Source organism: uncultured Nostoc sp., from assembly GCF_937863485.1.
Classification (GTDB): domain Bacteria; phylum Cyanobacteriota; class Cyanobacteriia; order Cyanobacteriales; family Nostocaceae; genus Nostoc.
The window spans coordinates 64,538-83,218 of sequence record NZ_CALMFY010000216.1 but is presented as its reverse complement, the minus strand read 5'-3'; the positions used below and the strand labels follow the sequence as shown (position 1 = coordinate 83,218).

Annotated in this window: 14 protein-coding genes, 2 tRNA genes and 1 pseudogene; 6 read left to right on the top strand and 11 right to left on the bottom strand. The window is 42.0% G+C overall.

The window, feature by feature from the left end:
* From Q0541_RS29370 to Q0541_RS29345, 6 genes and pseudogenes are all read right to left on the bottom strand, one after another.
* On the bottom strand, positions 1-3,318 hold a 3,318-nt coding region (locus tag Q0541_RS29370), incomplete at its 3' end, for a tetratricopeptide repeat protein (protein WP_298919577.1).
* A 39-nt stretch (positions 3,319-3,357) separates the two neighbouring features.
* Positions 3,358-4,659, bottom strand: a complete 1,302-nt coding sequence (locus tag Q0541_RS29365; RefSeq protein WP_298919575.1) for a P-loop NTPase fold protein — start codon at positions 4,657-4,659, stop codon at positions 3,358-3,360.
* Positions 4,660-5,058: 399 nt separating this feature from the next.
* Positions 5,059-5,538: a plasmid segregation centromere-binding protein ParR gene (locus Q0541_RS29360; RefSeq protein WP_298919573.1), complete on the bottom strand. Its 480-nt coding sequence runs from the start codon at positions 5,536-5,538 to the stop codon at positions 5,059-5,061.
* A 5-nt stretch (positions 5,539-5,543) separates the two neighbouring features.
* On the bottom strand, positions 5,544-6,713 hold the full coding sequence (locus Q0541_RS29355) for a ParM/StbA family protein (RefSeq protein ID WP_298919571.1): 1,170 nt from the start codon (positions 6,711-6,713) through the stop codon (positions 5,544-5,546).
* Between the two features lie 239 nt (positions 6,714-6,952).
* Positions 6,953-7,575 (bottom strand): annotated as a pseudogene (locus tag Q0541_RS29350) (DedA family protein).
* Positions 7,576-7,877: 302 nt separating this feature from the next.
* On the bottom strand, positions 7,878-8,960 hold the full coding sequence (locus Q0541_RS29345) for a Gfo/Idh/MocA family oxidoreductase (RefSeq protein WP_298919569.1): 1,083 nt from the start codon (positions 8,958-8,960) through the stop codon (positions 7,878-7,880).
* A 339-nt stretch (positions 8,961-9,299) separates the two neighbouring features.
* On the opposite strand from Q0541_RS29345, the gene queC reads away from it, so the two are divergent.
* A complete protein-coding gene (queC, locus tag Q0541_RS29340; protein ID WP_298919567.1) occupies positions 9,300-9,977 on the top strand; it encodes a 7-cyano-7-deazaguanine synthase QueC in 678 nt (225 codons plus the stop codon).
* Positions 9,978-10,015: 38 nt separating this feature from the next.
* On the opposite strand, the gene Q0541_RS29335 is transcribed toward queC, so the two are convergent.
* The gene (locus Q0541_RS29335; RefSeq protein ID WP_298919565.1) at positions 10,016-11,410 is read right to left on the bottom strand and encodes a hemolysin family protein; all 1,395 of its coding nucleotides are present in this window, start codon (positions 11,408-11,410) and stop codon (positions 10,016-10,018) included.
* Between the two features lie 138 nt (positions 11,411-11,548).
* Positions 11,549-12,250, bottom strand: coding sequence for a hypothetical protein (locus Q0541_RS29330; RefSeq protein WP_298919563.1), 702 nt, complete (start codon positions 12,248-12,250; stop codon positions 11,549-11,551).
* A gap of 295 nt (positions 12,251-12,545) precedes the next feature.
* On the opposite strand from Q0541_RS29330, the gene Q0541_RS29325 reads away from it, so the two are divergent.
* Positions 12,546-12,618 (top strand) — tRNA-Ile (locus Q0541_RS29325).
* Between the two features lie 245 nt (positions 12,619-12,863).
* On the opposite strand, the gene Q0541_RS29320 is transcribed toward Q0541_RS29325, so the two are convergent.
* Complete coding sequence (locus tag Q0541_RS29320; RefSeq protein ID WP_298919561.1) at positions 12,864-13,298, bottom strand: hypothetical protein; 435 nt, start codon at positions 13,296-13,298, stop codon at positions 12,864-12,866.
* Between the two features lie 106 nt (positions 13,299-13,404).
* On the opposite strand from Q0541_RS29320, the gene pyrE reads away from it, so the two are divergent.
* Positions 13,405-14,028 (top strand): orotate phosphoribosyltransferase, encoded by a 624-nt coding sequence (gene pyrE / locus Q0541_RS29315; protein ID WP_298919559.1) that lies wholly within the window; start codon positions 13,405-13,407, stop codon positions 14,026-14,028.
* Between the two features lie 292 nt (positions 14,029-14,320).
* On the opposite strand, the gene Q0541_RS29310 is transcribed toward pyrE, so the two are convergent.
* A complete protein-coding gene (locus tag Q0541_RS29310; protein ID WP_298919558.1) occupies positions 14,321-14,782 on the bottom strand; it encodes a DUF29 domain-containing protein in 462 nt (153 codons plus the stop codon).
* Positions 14,783-14,812: 30 nt separating this feature from the next.
* Positions 14,813-14,884, bottom strand: a tRNA-Thr gene (locus Q0541_RS29305).
* Positions 14,885-15,272: 388 nt separating this feature from the next.
* On the opposite strand from Q0541_RS29305, the gene argF reads away from it, so the two are divergent.
* The 3 genes from argF to Q0541_RS29290 all read left to right on the top strand — a co-directional run bounded on the left by argF (position 15,273) and on the right by Q0541_RS29290 (position 18,651).
* Entirely contained in the window at positions 15,273-16,193 is a 921-nt protein-coding gene (gene argF, locus Q0541_RS29300; RefSeq protein WP_298919581.1) for an ornithine carbamoyltransferase, read from the top strand.
* Positions 16,194-16,461: 268 nt separating this feature from the next.
* Positions 16,462-17,067: a transcriptional repressor LexA gene (gene lexA / locus Q0541_RS29295; RefSeq protein ID WP_298919556.1), complete on the top strand. Its 606-nt coding sequence runs from the start codon at positions 16,462-16,464 to the stop codon at positions 17,065-17,067.
* 66 nt (positions 17,068-17,133) lie between these two features.
* Positions 17,134-18,651: a DNA phosphorothioation system restriction enzyme gene (locus Q0541_RS29290; protein ID WP_298919554.1), complete on the top strand. Its 1,518-nt coding sequence runs from the start codon at positions 17,134-17,136 to the stop codon at positions 18,649-18,651.
* Positions 18,652-18,681: the final 30 nt, after the last annotated feature.

The window sequence follows — 18,681 nt, the reverse complement described above, 5'->3', positions numbered from 1 at the left end:
CGCTTGTTCATATTTGCCCCAGCTTTGATGAATCCAGCCTAGTTGAAAGTAGGCACTAGCTATATCTGCTTGGTATTCTAACTTTTGATATTGTGCCAAGCACTTTTGCTGGCACTCAAATGCTTGTTCATATTTACCCCATTCTCGGTAGCAACTAGCAAGCCAGTCCCACTGGTTTGCTAGATCCTTCTCTTTGTCCAATTGCTCATAGAGGTCACGACTTTGTTGATAGTGGGCGATCGCTTCTTCGTATTTACCCCACTCTTGATAAGTTCTACCTATATTCCACAAATCACTTGCTTCATCTTCAGACTTCTGACGTTCTCTGTCTATATTCAACGCTTGCTGGAAGCATTCTAGTGACTGCTCGTATTTGGTGTGTAAGCGATGACAAATACCTCGATTTCTCCAAAACAGTAGAAAAGCAGATGGATGAATATATAAAACTAGTTTTTCAAAGCATTCCTGATAGTAGTCAATCGCTTGATCAAATTTATCTTGTTCCTGATAACAAGTTGCAATTGACCAAGCTATATAAGCACTATGCCTGACATTTGGCTGAACATTGATTCCTTCTAGAAGTTCAACAGCTTTTGTATATTTATCTGTACGAATATAAGATATTGCGGTGAGTAAGTTTAATGCCCTTTGAGAGTCTTGAGCGCCACTATAATTTTCCAGACTATTTTCTAAAGCAGGTGTCATTTCTTCACCTAGTTCTTTAACCAACTCTCTAAGACTACAAAATATATTAGGCTCTAGCTGATTAACAATATCAATGGCACAACTAACTAATCCTCCCCCTGATTCACCACAAGCAACATAAAGAATAGCTGTCTGTGCTTTTACCCGTATCTCTTCAGTAAGTATTGAGTCATTAGCAAATTCTTTCAGTCGTGCCAGAACTTCACCTTTCTGGTTAAACAGTTCAATTTGGCGTAACAGCCTCAGCAGTTGCTTAGTTGTATCATCCTCAAAGTCTGTATCTAAACCAAGATAAGTAATAACTAATTTTTGAATTAGTTTTTTGCGAGTATTGCTATTGACTTCAACTTGAGTTAAAATCTCACCAGCAAATAGCAAATCTTTCAACCGTAATTCCGACTGGTTACAGTTAGTAGTTGATTCCTCTTGCAAGCCTGACCAGATGATAATCGCATCCTGCGAAGATACATTTTTTATTTTTAACTTACCACCTTGAATTACAGGTTCATAAACCTCAAGATTACTGAAAAGCTGCTCAACTAGCTTATTAACCTGTTTAGGAGAATAAATTCCGTAATAGCCTAAAGCCAGTAGAATCGGCTCATTCCAGCGCGGCTCATGCAAATGTTTACGGATAATTGCTAATATATCGCTTACTTCATTGTCAGCGATATAACGTGCAGCAAAATACTCCTCAAACGTCAGGTGCATAAAACCGTAGACTCCAGGCGCACGTTCCACAAATAGACCTGTGGTTTCCCGCACTTTCCGTAAAAACTCCTGCACGGCTTGCCGTACTGAGTCGGATTCTAGATCAGTATCATTTAGTTCTGCTAGCTTTGCTGCTAACTGTTGTTCAACTTCTGCCTCAGTGACTAAACCAGAAGGCTTTTCCTCATGCATCCAGTAAGCGAGTGGTGCTAAAAATGCCACTACTTCATTTTGGTTCAGCAGCACTTTCGGAGCATCTGGCAACTTCTTACCTAGCTGCCAATCTTCAGTCAAGGTTTGCACTGCCAATTCATAAAGTTTCACCCGGCGGTTAGGTAGGCGTTCACCATTGCGGTGAATCAGTGCCAAAATTGTCAACAGTAGAGGGTTCGCTGTTAAGCGCTTTACACCCTCATTGTCTTTAATTGCCTCTAAAATCTTCCTTGCTTGGTCATCTCCTGCTCTTTGCCATTGCGCCTCACTAGCTTCTGGCTGCTGCGCTCGTTCTATCGCCAAACACCAGCGTTCCAGGAATTTTTCTACCTGTTCGCCACCCATATCTTCAATAGTGAACTCAGCAAAACGGCTGCTCAGTTTCACGTCGCGGTAGCCAGCTATGCGGCTGGTAATGACAAATTTATTAGTAGAAAAAGCATTGACAAACTGATCAATCCTTTCCACAATCAGCCTGCGGCTTTCTTGTTCAAATACCTCATCTAGCCCATCCAGCAGCATTAAGCACTGCCCTTGGTACATTTTTTCTAATAGTAGCGTCGCCATCTCAGTTCCCGCTTCAGCTTCATCTTGAAAGTAAGCTTCCCACTGGCGGTAGAATTGGCGCAGATAGTCCAGCAGACTTAACTCTGGTTCTTGTTGTAGTCGTTCTGCATAGTCGGCAATACGAAAGAAAATTGGCAACAGAGCTTTACCCAATTCTTCTTGGGGTTCGCCACCTATTACTGTTTCATTGCCATCACGTTTCGCTGTGGCAAAATGTAACGCCAGATAGCGCAGTAGCGTTGTCTTACCCGCACCTGGAGCGCCGAGAATCACGCAGTATTGATTCTCCCGCACTGCATGGGATAAATCAATTCTTTGTGTTACTGTTTTGGTGCTAGTCGCGGGTATTGAACTTAGTAAAACTGGTTCGTAATAGGAAGGTTCGTCTAAATCGTAGGGGCTAGAGATGCTCAACCTATGTTCAGCTTTGCGAAATGTAGTCATCTCTTGGTCTAGTTTCGACGTTTCTGTAACTTCCTGTCGCCTTACTGCTTGCAATGAAACATAAATTTGATCCAGAAAAATATCTACTTGGCGCTGGACTTGCATCACACCGCTGATTTTGAGATAGGAATTCTCAGCTATCAACCACTCCAGATAAGGATAGAACAGGGGATTTACGGGTGGACGTGCCTCAAATTTCACTAACTTACCCCGCCAATCCCAGAAATCAGGCGCACGGTTACGAAACTCTTCTAAAAATTCCTCTTTATTCAGCCAAAAAATTATGACTAATTCCCGCCCAAATAGCGAATCTCTCCCTAAATTCAACTGCTTCATCTCTTGTTTCAGGCGTGATGTCGGCAGTTGATCAATTCCAAACGCCATTACCAATTTGCGCTTAGTTTGAGTATCCTGTTCCCCAGTTTCATCTAAACTATAGAGAAAGTTATATAGTGAGTTATCACTGTAAAAAAAGTTTTGAGGTTCATTAAAAGTATGGTCACTCTCAGATAAAAGTAACTTAATTTCCTCGACTACCGGATGTTGTGGGCCACTCTCCGGTGCAATAGCAAAAATTGTCGTTGTTCCACTAGATAATTCTAAGAAATTAACTAGTTTATTTAGCTCTGTTGCGTCAGTTGCACTTATATAATAAGTGGTAGATTCGTTAGAAGCCATTTTTATTGATGAATAATTGCTGATTGCAAGAGAAAAAAGCTATTTTTTTGGAGAGTTAGCAGCTTGCCAACGCTGTAAATCTTCTAATAGAATAGGGTTCACATCAAACCAGGATTTTTTACTGCGATCGTAATAACCTAAGACAAATTTGTTTTGCAAAAGCTCATCACAAATCACAAACTGACCTTTGTTAGGCAAACTATGGGTATTAGTAGTTAAGCAACCTGTGCAGTGAACTTTATCCAGTTCGGGGAAATGGTAATCACTCAAATTGTATTCTCTGCGTACTTCTTGCACAGCCTCTTTAGCAACATCTAAATCTACATATATCAAATTTAGCCTTAAAGAAACTTCACAAGCTGTACGAGCCAGTCGTACCAAGTCACGCATCACACCGCCACTTTTTTCAGAAATTAGTTCTAGCGCATCTGGATTAAATAAACCCTTATAAGCAACACCCAAACTTGCTAAACGCTTATGAATTACACTATTAAGAATGTCTCTACCAAGTTGATTAGGGATTGTAGTAGGACATAAATTCTCATCGCACTCAAATACTGGTGGATTAGTTAAATCTAAGCATTTTTGAAAGCTTTCCATTGGTTGACGAAAGCTTGGAGAATACCTGAGTGAAATTGGAATCGCATATACAATATGGCAACTTAGCTGAGTCAGCAGTGGACTAGCGAACATTTCTAACGCTGTAACTTGATCATGTCGGTCAAGACCATCTACAATCACCAGTAACTTCTGCTTGTTTCTTTTCTCGGCAGCTTCTATGATGGCGTTAACTCGCTCAATGATTTTACTAAGCTGCGGACGAATATTGAGAGTTGTAGTAACTTTTCGAGTTAGACCTTGTTTGAGAATTAGACCTAGTTTTTTGAGAATTTCTGGAAGTTCAAGACCAGTATTTTCAGCGTCTTCATCTTGATAAACTACAGTTTTGAGACTTTCGAGCAAATCATTTAATAAATCGTCTTTTAAACCCCACTCTGGTTGAATAACTTTTTCAAAAATTTTAATTCCAATTAGTACTACAACCTCAGCATAGCCAATGTTGTACTGGTCAAGAGCAGTGACAGTATCAATCCAGATTACTGTATACTTGCTGTTCAAATGTTGTTTTAGTCGCCGCAATTCTGTAGTTTTGCCACCACCCCTGTGACCTGCTAATAAAAATTTAGCTGGGTCGTCTTCCATATCCAAGAAAGTGATTAAATTCTCTACAGGACTATTAGCTCGCTGGACATAAAAATTTCTCAGTTCTTCAGGTGTAGTGAGTGGTTCCTCTGGCTTAAAAAGCTGATAAGCAGGCTTCCAAAAACTGGTATTACTCATGGTTACAAATCTCAACTGACCCGAAACGGTGTTTTGACTTACACTCGTTTATCTCAGTATAACTGGGTAATTTCCGGCTGTAGATTGCTAGAAGTGAAAAACTTTATACTATAGTCCTAAATAATACTTTATCCCACTTTGAGCGCACACTAAAAATTGATGTGCGATCGCTCGTTTTACATAACTTGATTAGCCGCGTAGATGCATAGACGCAAAGCGGCTTCCCGTACCACTTTGTGGAAGCAAGCTACGCATAGCGTCTCCAAAGGAAAAGGGTGGCGGCTCGTTGCCAAATATTGTATCTATACAAAATATATATAAACATTAATAATCCTTAATAGTATTAACTATTAAGGATTGTTGGAAAAAGCAAAAGATGCTCACAAAGCTGATTGTTTCTTAAAAATCATCAAGAAACTGACTAAGGCGACTGATTACGGGGTCAACCTCTTGAGGAGGGGTAGCAACAGTATAAGAAGTATTATTTACTACTTCTAATTGAGTTGGAGACGGAATGAACGATCGATCATTGACTATGAGCGCCAATTGTGCAACTTGTTGAGAAAGTTGCAGTAGATGGTGTTCCATCGCCTCCAAACGATTAGATCCCTTGGCAAAAAAACGTTCCTCAAGTCCAGCCACTTGACGTTGCAGTTCACCAACTTGTTGTTCAATCGGTGTTGTTACTGTTGTTTGTGGAGCAGGTTGTACAGATTCCGGTACACATAAAGATTGCCACAAGGCTTCTTTACAGAGGTCGCTGAAAGTCTTGTCTGGTTGTTTTTCCAAATAACTTTCTACTTGCGCTAACAAGCTTTCATCAGCAAGCTCTGGGTTGAACGTGACGGATTTAACTACCTTTTTTGACCATTGGAACATCAGCTTTATGCCCTAGCAGCGCGATTGGAGGATAATTGTGCCTCTCCATAAATATACTGCCCCAAAGCATTCGCCTGTCGGGAAGGTGCTGCTAAATGAGCATTAATCTTTGCTTCCTTGAGTAGACGTTGAACGTCGTCCCAGAAGAACTCACCACCCCCGCCAGTGAGAATTACATCGGTGACGCGTTCTGGCAACCAGGCTAGCACACGGCTACAGATTTCGCGTGAAAACATCTCTGTGAGGTTGGGAAGAAAATCGTCTAGGTTGGTGGGCTTGCTAGCACCTTTAGGACGGTAATAGCGTTCACCTCTGGGTTTGTTAACAGTGGAAATCAGCGCTAGAGATTGACTATCTGCTCCCTCGATTTCGGCGGACACCAATTCATAAAACTTATTCATACCGAAGTCTTCGCTCTTAGAAGCACCTCTGGCAAAACGGAAGTTATCTACCATCAAAAGATCGACGGTTTGATGTCCAATATCAACGATCGCTACCGATATTTTTGTAAAATCGGGACTGCCAGGGCTTTTTTTCGGTTGAGCTTCAGACCACAGTAGGCTGCCGTAGCCCTCTGGCATTACCCATACCTTACTGACGTTCAGCGACACAGATTCGCCTCGGAAGTTCAACACATGAGGACCACCTACTTGGCTAATCAACTGTGCTTTTTCCTTTTCAAATTGCTCTAAGGAAAGAAAAGGTAGACCCAGTACGACTGAGATATCATCTTTGAGTTTGAAGTAGCCAGCACTTGCTAACACTTTTACCAGTGCAGCTTCTACCTTAGATTGTCCGACTCCTAAATTCGCCCCAAAATCTGCTGCCAGTTGACCAACAGCATATCCATTTCCTTGATACTCCAGCCACAAATCCATTAAGGGGTCAGTAGCCCTGGCTTCAAAAACACCGCCGCGTACCTGTTCTATTGACATCTGCTTCACGTTGGCAGGTACGAACACCACATTGTTTGGTTCACGACTCACACAAGTTTTTGTGGAAGTTCTGCCTAAATCAACACTGAGAATAGTTTTCCCAGGACCACCACCTAGCTTGGCATTAGCGGGAGGATTATTATTAACAGCATTTATGGGAGTCGTCGATGCTAACGGCTGCCTATTCATGGGTATAGCAGCACTATTCATAGGGTTAGCGGCGGAAGGTTGGTCTGTCATGAAAGCTCCTAGTTCAAACTTAACTGTAAAAAGTTGTCATGCTTATCTTACAAAAATGCGAGCAACCATAAATTCTAGGTTGCGTCAAGTGTAGCTAGAAATATGCCAAAAATTAATTCCGGCGATACCTCCGATAAGCTCTGCCAACGCACATCTAGTATTATTTGGCATAGTGTAGGCGAATTTTGGCCAGATGTAACCCCTGCTTTCACTGCTTTCAAACTAAAAGCGTCCGTGTTTCATCTTCTAGTACGTCTTAGCTGGCGCTTGAATATCCAGAAAACAAATGCCAAAACAAAACCCCCAAGTACGATTTTGGATACAGGAGCAAGGTACTTATCTACAAGTTCATACTGACTACCCAACGCGTATCCTGAGTATGTTAGCAAACCCACCCAAGCAGCGCTACCTAAGGTTGTATAAAACAGAAATGGTAGCAAGGGCATATTGCTGATACCTGCGGGAACAGAAATCAAGGTGCGGATTCCCGGTACAAGGCGACCGATTAATACTGCTTTTTTACCTTATCGGTCAAACCACTCTTTGGCTTTGGTGATATCTTTACTGGATATAGCCAGCCATTTACCATACTTATCAGCCTAAGCTTTCAAACGGGTTTCGCCAAAAAGCTTACCCGGATAATACCAAATAAGTGCGCCTAATACAGAACCTAAAAGTCCGGCAAAAAATACACCAATGATATTCAGCTTTGCCCCTTCTGGTTGATATGGACTTGCTGTAAATCCAGCCAGTGGCATGATCAATTCTGAAGGAATGGGGGAAAAAGGTTCTCTAGAAACATTAGTAGGGCAATTCCCCAATAGCCAAAATAGTTGATAGTATTAGTTATCCATTCAAGCATTGAGTCAATTCCTGAAATTGCTGCACTGCTCTAGTCCTTGAAATTGAGCCAGAAATCGCTCACTACGAACCTCACAAAATTAATGAAACGAACCACTAGGTTTTGTTTTCTAATTTTTTAGATCCCCCTTTGTCGGTTTTTTAAAAGGACTAGGAAGGATCTAAAGATTTGATATCAAGTTTAAAAACATACTTTAGGGTTTTCTTCTCAGGTTGGGGCTGTAGTGGAGATGAGGCAGAAAAAAAGACAAGGGAGAAAATTTTATCTTGTCCTCCTCATCCCCCTCTGCCCCTTTTCTTGTTCTAAGCTGTCGGGGTCAACGATTGTACTCTTGGTTCCGATTGCCAATCTAATGGATTCCAAACTCGATCTTCCAGCGCCATCTGCTCAATCAAACTTGCCAGTCTCAGGGCTTTGAGAGCTTGTTCACCACCTACTGAGGGTTGATTGCCACCGTGTACACAGTTAACAAAATGTTCTAATTCTGCACTCAAGGGTTGAATATTGCTGGTGTAGACTTTTTCAATCACACCATCTTGCCTGTAAAGTACTTGTCGGTGGTCGGTGAGACAATTGGTACTAGTTTGTCGGTGAATCAAAATTTCATTCTTGAGAAAATCTGCCTCAGTAAATGAATTTTTGCAATGGGCGACAATCCGGCGAATTTTTCGGTGGGTGACTTTACTAGCAGTCAGAGTAGCAACAATACCATTGGCAAACCCCAAGGTGGCAGTTACGTAATCTAAATAACCAGAGTCCAGGGCACGAGTACCGCTAGCAGTCAATTTCGTTACTGGGGAAGCAGCTAATTCCAAAAGTAGGTCGATGTCATGGATCATTAAATCCAGCACAACCGAAACATCGTTTGCCCGATCTGAGTAAGGACTCATCCTGTGGGCTTCTAGCGCCAGCAATGCCTCAGTTTTCAGCACTTGGCTCAGTTCTTTAAAAGCTGGGTTAAAACGCTCAATATGACCTACTTGCAGGATACACCCAGACTCAGCTGCGGCATTTACTAAAGACTCTGCCTCAGAAATACTGGCTGCGATCGGTTTTTCAATCAAAACATGAATTCCCGCTAACAGACAGTTGATCCCCACGGCATAGTGCAGACGGGTGGGAACAGCTACACAAACTGCTTCCACAAGGGGTAGCAGGTCACAGTAATCTTCAAAAAAACGCACCTTGTAGTTGCTGGCAGTTTCTAACCCTCGCTCAACGTTAATATCTGCCACTCCGACTAGTTCAACATCTTTCATTGAACTCAGCACGCGAGCATGGTGTTGTCCCATGTTACCCACTCCAATCACGCCTATGCGGATCGGTCGTGGCTGGTTGCGCTGTGTGTATGGATTCGGTTCTGCCACTGACATGCTATCTTGCACTATTATTATCTCCTCAACCACCAAATTTAGAGACGCTACGGCCGTTGGCGTTTATACTCGAAAGCCAGTTACGATCCGTCTAAAACCATCCAGATGGTAACATAGAGCCTATGTTTATGAAGAATTTCAAAGTTTGTGATCGGTTCCCGTAATCCAGATATCTTTTGTATAGATAGTTCGGGTTTGCTTTGTATTTTGCACTTTCGACAAAAAATATATGTCTTTTTATTAACTTGAAAAAATTCAATCAGACCGAAGTCTAAATTCTCCTCGACATTGCTTCCTGGCATCTTGTTAAGGTGTAATTTAGCGATTTTAAATCCAAAATTTGCAACCGAGATGAAAGCTGTAATTTTGTTATCTGGGGGATTAGACTCTTCCACAATTTTGTACAAAGCTAAGGCTGATGGCTGTGAATGTCATGCCATTTCCTTTGATTACCAGCAGCGACACCGACGAGAGTTACAGTCAGCCTTTTTTGTTGCTCAAAAAGCTGGGATCGTGAAACATCAGGTGGTTAATTTTGACTTACGACAATGGGGCGGTTCAGCACTTACGGACGACGCCATTGATTTACCCCAGGAACGTTCCCTGGATGAAATGTCTCAAAATATTCCTGTCACCTATGTTCCGGCTCGTAATACCATATTCTTAAGCTTTGCTCTTGGTTACGCTGAAGCGATCGCAGCAGAACGTGTCTATATTGGCGTCAACGCCTTAGATTACTCAGGATATCCTGACTGTCGCCCCGACTATATCCAGGCAATGCAGGAAGTTTTTCGCCTGGGAACCAAACAAGGGCGTGAGGGACAACCAATTAATATTGTTGCACCCCTAATCAACTTGAAAAAAACCGAAATCATCCAACTGGGTAACCAATGGGGAGTTCCTTGGGAGCTAACTTGGTCTTGCTATGTAGGTGGAAATGTCGCCTGCGGCGTGTGTGATTCTTGTCGCTTGCGGCTAGCAGCATTTTCCGAATTGGGACTCGTTGATCCAGTGGCGTATGCTTCTTGAGTGGGGAGTGAGGAGTGAGGAGTTTTAATTCCTAACTCTTAACTCTCAACTCCTAACTCTTCTAAGCGTTGCAGTTGAATTTGATGGAGGCGTGGACCAACAATTGACACCACGGTGAATTCGAGATTTTCATAACAGAAGGTTTCGCCTTTGGCAGGAATTTTTTGTAACTGATACAGCAAAAAGCCCCCTAGTGTTTGGTATTCTCTTGTCAAGGGCAAATTGAGATGCAAAACCTCGTTGAGGTCTTCGAGGTTAATTTGTGCCTGCACCAAAAATTTCTGCTCATCTAACATCTGAATCAGTAAGTCGTCGCTGCTTTCAGGAACGCCTGCGTCGCCAATGATTTCGGCAATGACATCTTTGATTGTCACTAATCCCACAGTAGAGCCAAATTCATTGACTACCATGACCATAGCTGGTTTCTCTTGCTGCATCAGTGGCAAAAGTTCACTCAAGGATGTGTGTTCCGGAACAAACCGGACGGGACGCATCCAAGGTTGGATCTGTGTGTCTAAAGTTAGCTTTCCTACAGCCAAAGGTTGTGCCAAATCTTTAAAATAAACAATGCCACGAACATCGTCCAAAGATTCACCAATTACGGGATAGCGAGAGTAACTAGTGGAAGCCATTTCCTCGAGTAATGTCTGGAAGGTAGCATCTTTTGGCAGGGTGACAATACTGGTGCGGGGGATCATCACATCTTGGGCCATGACATTCCCAAACTCAAAGACATTATTGAGCAGTTCTCGCTCTGCAAGCTGTAAACCAGTAGACCCCCATTCTGTAGAGATAATCAGTTGCAATTCTTCGGGAGTCACAGGCGGTCTCCAGCCTTGACCTGTGTATTGGATACCAAAAATACGCAATAAGCAACGAGTTGATTGGTTGAGAATCCAGATGAAGGGGCCAAAAAAACGCACGATCGCTTTTACCGAAGGCCCCAAAAACCTAGCTAGCTGTTCTGAGTACAGCATGGCTAAGGATTTGGGACATAGTTCTCCGATCACAATTTGCAAATAGGCAATTAAGAAAAAGGCGATGGGAATTGATAGGGAATGAGCCAGAAAGGTAGTCATCACACTGGGTAAAGGCCAGGATTTTAACCATGCATTCACTAGCACGACAATCGTACTTTCTCCAATCCATCCCAGTGCCAAACTAGAAAGGGTAATACCTAACTGGGTGGTAGATAGCAGTCGGTCAATACTACGTTGTAGCATCTCGACAGCGATCGCTGGAATATCCCCAGCCTTAACTAGCTGGTGAATACGCGATCGCCGCACACTCACCATCGAAAATTCCGCCGTCACAAAAAAGGCATTTATGGCAATCAGTAGTAGCACTGACAACAACCGCAGCGCCACGTCTGTCCAAATTAAATTAGGAAAACCACTCACTGCCAAAGCTCGTGTAAAACTCACGCCCTCCATTCTGGGATTTTGGATTTTGGATTTTGGATTTTGAATTAGGTTTTGGGGATTAGGGATTAGGCAAATTGTCTAGTACCATGTGCCCAATCTAAAATCTAAAATCTAAAATCTAAAATCTAAAATTTAAAATTGTCTCTCCTACCTTTCTACAGGAATATTCGATGCTTCTAGCTTCAATTTTTGAGCGGGATAATCAGTCAGAGCGAGTGATATCTTCTTGACATCATCAAGTAAAGCTGTAGGAATGCTCACTGTACCGGAAAATGTTGGTCCATTTGCAGGCAATTCTGTTGGTAAACCCTCTGTACTAGCACTCAGGGTTCGTCCTTTATCATCGGTAACATCTAAAAAACTATACAGGAAGCGCACAGAATCCTTACCTTTATTCTGCATTTTCACTTTCAGTAGCAAATCACCACCAGAGTAGCGGACAGATTGTACAGCCATAGTTACACCTTCACTTTGGGCAGTAACTGGAAAACCTGGCTGGGGTTTTTCTTCAACCACTTGTGGGGGTTTTTCCTCTGGCTTCTGCTTGCTGCTATTGGTTTCTTCATCATCTTCCTCTAGCTTTTCCGATTTAGCAGCCTTGGTCTTACCGTCAATTCGCGCCTTGACAATTTTCAGGATCTCTTCCTCTTTTAATAGCACTAGCCCTCCCTGTTGGGAGCTATTTGTCTTATTGCTGGCAAATTTGGTTGTGGGACGCCCATCTGGTGTGGTAACGCCTTTAAGTGCTGAACTCCCCAGTTCAAACCCCAAAAACGCGCTCACAGAACCTGCTCCCATCATCAGGATTAACAAAATCAAAGTAAGAAGTACAGTAGAATTTATCTTCATCGCTGACAAGCTATCACAAAAGAATGCTGGTCTATTTAAGGATAGTGAAGCTTTTGACCTCAATCCTTAAAGGAACTTAATCAATATTAGTTTGCACTATTTCATGATCTAATTATGTAGTATAAAAATCTGGTAAACTATTGTTGAGTATTCACAGGTGGTAAATCTGTGCTATAATTACGCAATTGGCTAAACTCAATGTATGAGGAATTTTCCTCACTCTAAAATTAGCAAATCAGGTTGACCTAAGAGTTGAAGTAATTGACTCACAGGAAGCCGAAACCCAAGGAAACACGCGCCTTTGGCCGATTGGGGAGGCAGCGAACTCATAATTCGCCTTCAGGCTGGTTCGATTCCAGCAGGGCGCACTGAATCAATAAAAAGCAGTAATATGTTGTATTACCAGATACTCAATGATGATTGGGAGATCAATAATACTACATTATCTTGAACATTGATATCCTGGTTTAACTTCTCCAGTCAGGATTTAATGAGTGCTGAGTCATGAGTTATGAGTTATGAGTCTTAATTAACTCCTCACTTTTTGCCATCCTTAAAACTTTAGGCTAACCTTACTTTTAATTTTTAACTCTCCTCTCAGCACTCAGCACTGTTACCGAGGTGGTAAAGTTTCAAACCGGAATTCAGTTCCCACTTTGAGTTTGTTGCTATTGAAACGAGGAGACATCATCAGCGACGTGTCATAAGGATTTGGTAAATCAAGAGTACGAATATAAGGATCGTTGCCAACTTGCTGAGTCAGGACATCATGATATAAAGTGTTAACCAACTCAGCATCGTGGGCAATTTCATTTTCTGGGAAGGAACCACCGAAACTGGAACCAGATCCTAGAAATGAGTCTAGCTGACGCTTGAGGCTGCCATTTTCGTAGAAATTGCGATCGTGACGAAAAAAAGCTCTTTCAAATACATCATTGGTAGTTTCATAATTGGGTGTTGCCGTTTGGGCAGATGCAACAGAGGGAAAAGCAATACAAGCAGCAAGCAGCACCAAGAAACCACCAAAGGTTTTTAATTTTATACGCACGTTTCTGACTCCTCAATTTTTGTTTTAGGCGAATCTTAATTTATGCTTAAGTTCAGAACTCTGATGAGTTCAACCTTTGGTGTAGCACAACTTTTAATGTTTTGTAATGACGTATCCTACTGAAACTCTTACCCACTCAGATATTTGGGCAACCACTGCTGATTTGACCACCTTGCGCCACAAGCTACTAGATTTATTTTGCCAACTTGCTTATCAAGAGGGTGATTTTCTCCTCTCTTCTGGGCTGCGTAGTTCTTATTACGTCAACAAGACACAGGTAACACTCCATCCTCAAGGCGCTTTGGCAGTTGGACGGTTGTTGTTTCCTTTGTTACCTGTAGATACACAGGCTGTGGGTGGTTTAACATTGGGGGCTGACCCAATTGTGACAGCAGTGAGTCTAGTTTCTGTTTATGAAAACCGACCGATACCAGCGCTGATTATTCGCAAGCAAGCCAAGGGTTATGGGACGAGAGCTTATATAGAAGGCCCCAGTTTACCAGAAGGTGCAAAAGTAGTAGTTTTGGAAGATGTCGTTACAACTGGGCAATCTGCTCTGAAAGCGGTTGAGCGTCTTAAGGAAGCAGGTTATACCGTCAATCAAGTAATTTCACTGGTAGACCGTGAGCAAGGAGGAAGTGAATTGTACCAGTTAGCTGGATTGAAGTTTGAAACTTTGTTTTCGATTCAAGAAGTTCGGGAACGCTACCGGCAACTTGCGAATTCATGAACGACAGGACTTATACTAATTCGTAATTCGTAATTCGTAATTAAGAATTACAGATTTGTAGAAGTCCTGAATATGAAACAATAGAGTTCAGTTAGAGACTAAAATATAAATTTTAGGATTTAGACATTAAGTGGATGGGTGTAAATAAATATAATATGGACTGTCATTGCGAGGAACGAAGCAATCGCAATGACTGAGATTGCTTCGTTCCTTTCTACCAGACGCTACCTGAACGCAATGACATATTACATTTAATTATGCCTGCCTACTTAATAGAAAATAGCAACTTGAATTAATCGGGTAAAAACTCCTCATTTAAGCATTCATCTGCACTAAACGGAGACTCCACAGGAAAAGTATCAAGGGACAAACCAGTTTCATCACTGGCTTGTTTTCTGGCATCTAGATAACACTCCAAGAAAACTTCCTGAAAATACGGCTTTAAACTAGGGCTGTCTTTAAAAGCTCTTGTTAGTCTGCGGCGATGTTCTCTAATTCTTGCTTTCCAGCTATTAAAGCGTTTATTAGACTGAAACTTATACTTGAGCAAGTGCATTAAGACTACAATCAAATTACTATCTAGTGCTTGCTTTTCGCTTCTTCCCATGCTCTCAATTTCTTCAATGAGATTTGCTAAATCGACTTCAGCTAATCTCCCTTCTTTTAACTTTTTAGCAGTTATCTCTATCCATAGATAAAAATCTTGGTCATAAAGACTTGAGTCTGTAAAAGCTGTTGGTTGAGGCACTGTCATTTTATATTAAAACCTGCCAAAATCAATAAAGGCCAGCAGCGGGATTTGAACTCGCGACCTTCCGATTACAAGTCGGATGCACTACCACTGTGCTATGCTGGCGGGTTTTGAGTAGGCGTAGCCCACCGTAAGCATTGCTCTCAAATAGCAACCACAATTTATTATTGTACCATAATCAACTTATTTGTCTAGCTGTAATTCCTAAAAAATATCTCCATCTTCCTAAATTAGGCTAAAAGACCAGAGATTTTGGCAATATCGCTGCTTTTGTGCCCCCAAGATGGTTTAAGCTGCGTAGCAATTGTGATCAAACAGAAAAAAATCAGTGATTTTGATCACTAATAAAGTTGGTAAATTAATATTCATGGCAAAAGCTAACTCAAATTCTGGGCTGGACGCAAAAATATCTGGTACAGTTTTAAAACTGTATTTTTTTGAGCCGGCTGGTAAAGCAACAGAAATATATAATTGTTCTTTACACATCGGAAGCATGGCAGCTTTGATCGGACGAGATTTATTAAGTCTGGCGGACATCAGTCCTACAGAACTTCAAGAACTTCTGCAATTGGCAACTCAACTTAAATCACAACAGCTGAAGTTGCAGTGTAATAAAGTTTTGGGGTTGTTGTTCTCCAAAGCCTCAACTCGCACGCGGGTAAGTTTTACTGTGGCGATGTACCAACTGGGTGGACAGGTAATCGATCTTAACCCCAATGTCACTCAAGTTAGTCGTGGGGAACCTTTGCAGGATACGGCGCGGGTGTTAGATCGATATTTGGATATTTTGGCAATTCGCACTTTTGCACAGCAGGAATTGGAAACTTTTGCTCACTATGCAAAGATTCCGGTAATTAATGCGCTTACCGATGCAGAACATCCTTGTCAAGTATTAGCGGATTTATTGACGATTCAAGAAGGCTTCGGCACCCTTGCCGGGTTAACTTTAACCTACGTGGGTGATGGAAATAATGTGGCTAATTCTCTGATGTTGGGCTGTGCTTTGGTGGGGATGAATGTTAAAATTGCTACTCCTAACGGATATGAGCCAGATTCTAGGATTGTAGAACAAGCAAGAGCGATCGCTAATCACAAAACTGAAGTCCTCCTCACTCATGATCCAGAATTAGCCGCTAAGGGAGCTGCTGTACTTTATACTGATGTTTGGGCGAGTATGGGCCAAGAAGCAGAAGCAGGTGATCGTCTGCCAATTTTCCAGCCTTACCAAATTTCGGAGCAGCTATTAAGCCTTGCTGATCCAGAAGCAATTGTTTTACACTGCTTACCAGCCCATCGTGGTGAAGAAATTACCGGATCTGTTATTGAAGGTTCCCAATCACGAGTTTGGGAACAGGCAGAAAATCGCCTCCACGCCCAAAAAGCTTTACTTGCGAGTATCTTAGGGGCAGAATGAAAAAAGACGCGACGCCAGTCGCTACAACGGGGGGAACCCCCGCAACGCGCTGGCTCATTAATCGCGTCTGTACAGGAGTTAGGAGTCAGAATAGCTAGTGTGCGATTGGCTCCTGACTACTATCTTGGTAAAAAATCCAAAATAAATAGGTAAAAGAAAAGAGAATATTGTTTCTTTTGCCTTTCATATTTTTACTTTTCTCTTGTTATAGGGAGTTTTTTGTAGTACTAATGTTCTAGAGAGATTTATAATTACTTCCCGCAAATTTATGGAACGTCTAACGGAAGCTCAACAAGAACTTTATGAATGGTTGGCAGAATACATCCGATCGCACCAGCATTCGCCTTCAATTCGGCAAATGATGCAAGGGATGAACTTGAAGTCACCAGCACCAATTCAAAGTCGCTTGGAACATTTACGTACTAAAGGATATATAGAATGGACTGAAGGCCAAGCGCGAACGATTCGGATTTTGCGTCCTGTAAAGCAAGGTGTACCAATTTTGGGGACGATCGCTGCTGGTGGTTTAATAGAACCATTTACTGATGCTGTAGATCATTTAGACTTTTCTAATTTCTCATTACCTCCCCAAACCTACGCTTTGCGGGTAGCTGGCGATAGCATGATTGAAGATTTAATTGCTGATGGCGATGTGGTATTTTTGCGTCCAGTAGCAGAACCAAATCATTTGAAAAATGGCACCATCGTCGCCGCCAGAGTTGATGGATTCGGTACCACTTTAAAACGTTTTTATCGCCAAGGCGATCACGTTACCCTCAAACCAGCAAATCCTAAGTACAATCCCATTGAAGTCAGCGCTATACAAGTGCAGGTGCAAGGTTCTCTCATTGGTGTTTGGCGCGGTTACAACTGAGTAATAAGAAAGTGATCTAACTCCTAACTTATTACTTAGGTTCATCACCACGTTTGTGCTTAACATATGTACCTGACGCAAAATCCAGTGCAGCAACTGCCCACTTTCACGGAAAGTGACCACGGGGATACTCCCCGTGGCGCATTTCGATTAAAATTACCACTTGCAAGGGAAAGTAAGGGCAGTTATCACACTTCGCAACCATTACCAGGATGCCCAAAAATGCATCCATCTCTGCAATTGCGGCAATATCAGCGACAAGCGATCGCTAGCTGGTTTACCAACAATGGCAGAGGGACGCTGAAAATGGCTACTGGTAGTGGTAAAACGATTACTGCACTAGCGATCGCTTGTGAATTATATCAGCAGATTAATTTACAAGTTTTGTTGGTGGTATGTCCCTACCGCCATCTCGTCACCCAATGGGCGCGAGAATGTGAAAAATTTAATTTGCAGCCCATTTTAGCCTTTGAGAACTTACGCACTTGGCAAAGTCAACTTTCCACGCAAATTTATAATCTGCGTTCTGGTTCTCAACGGTTTGTGACGGTGATTACTACGAACTCCACATTAATTGGAGATGGATTTCAGTCTCAACTCAAATATTTTCCCGCTAAAACTTTAATTATTGGGGATGAGGCGCATAATTTAGGCGCACCCAAGTTAGAAGAAAGTTTACCGCGCAGTGTTGGGTTGAGACTGGCTTTATCTGCCACACCGGAGAGGTATTTTGATGATTTTGGTACGCAATCTATATTTGATTATTTTGGCCCAGTTCTCCAGCCAGAGTTTACTTTGAGGGATGCGATCGCTCAAGGTGCTTTAGTGCATTATTTGTATTATCCGGTGTTGGTAGAGTTAACTGAAGCAGAAAGCATTGCCTATTTAAAGTTAACTAAAAGAATTGGGCGATCGCTACTGTATCGGGATCGAGAAAATGGCGAATCAGGATTTGAAGATAATGAAGATTTAAAGCCGTTGTTGATGCAAAGAGCAAGATTAATTGGTGCAGCGGAAAATAAATTAACCGCCTTGCATGAATTAATGGCAACTCGCCGCGAAACTACTCACACTCTTTTTTATTGCAGTGATGGTTCACAAGATGCGGGACAACGTTCATCTCTACGCCAAGTTAAAGCTGTTGCTAAAATTTTGGGAGTGGATTTAGGGTACAAGGTAACCACTTATACGGCTCAAACAACTTTACAAGAAAGGGAAACATTGCGCCATCAATTTGAAAGTGGAGAGTTGCAGGGTTTAGTCGCAATTCGTTGTTTAGATGAAGGTGTTGATATTCCAGCAATTCAAACTGCGGTGATTTTATCAAGTTCTGGTAATCCTCGCCAGTTTATTCAGCGACGGGGGCGAGTTTTGCGTCCTCATCCTGCTAAGGAACGCGCGACAATATTTGACATGATTGTTTTACCACCAGATTTAGATAGAGAAACTATAGAAGTTGAGCGCAATCTGTTGAAAAAGGAATTACGTCGGTTTGTAGAGTTTGCTGATTTGGCTGATAATGCTGGTGAAGCAAGAATGAAGTTACTTGATTTACAAAAGCGATATGGGTTATTAGATATTTGATGATCAACCAGAGAATAGTTGTCTTTTTTT

Coding starts and splice junctions, on each gene's coding strand:
- Q0541_RS29365 (WP_298919575.1), bottom strand. CDS start 4,659: ATGAGTAATACCAGTTTTTGGAAGCCTGCTTATCAGCTTTTTAAGCCA.
- Q0541_RS29360 (WP_298919573.1), bottom strand. CDS start 5,538: ATGTTCCAATGGTCAAAAAAGGTAGTTAAATCCGTCACGTTCAACCCA.
- Q0541_RS29355 (WP_298919571.1), bottom strand. CDS start 6,713: ATGACAGACCAACCTTCCGCCGCTAACCCTATGAATAGTGCTGCTATA.
- queC (WP_298919567.1), top strand. CDS start 9,300: ATGAAAGCTGTAATTTTGTTATCTGGGGGATTAGACTCTTCCACAATT.
- Q0541_RS29335 (WP_298919565.1), bottom strand. CDS start 11,410: ATGGAGGGCGTGAGTTTTACACGAGCTTTGGCAGTGAGTGGTTTTCCT.
- Q0541_RS29330 (WP_298919563.1), bottom strand. CDS start 12,250: ATGAAGATAAATTCTACTGTACTTCTTACTTTGATTTTGTTAATCCTG.
- pyrE (WP_298919559.1), top strand. CDS start 13,405: ATGACGTATCCTACTGAAACTCTTACCCACTCAGATATTTGGGCAACC.
- Q0541_RS29310 (WP_298919558.1), bottom strand. CDS start 14,782: ATGACAGTGCCTCAACCAACAGCTTTTACAGACTCAAGTCTTTATGAC.
- argF (WP_298919581.1), top strand. CDS start 15,273: ATGGCAGCTTTGATCGGACGAGATTTATTAAGTCTGGCGGACATCAGT.
- lexA (WP_298919556.1), top strand. CDS start 16,462: ATGGAACGTCTAACGGAAGCTCAACAAGAACTTTATGAATGGTTGGCA.
- Q0541_RS29290 (WP_298919554.1), top strand. CDS start 17,134: ATGTACCTGACGCAAAATCCAGTGCAGCAACTGCCCACTTTCACGGAA.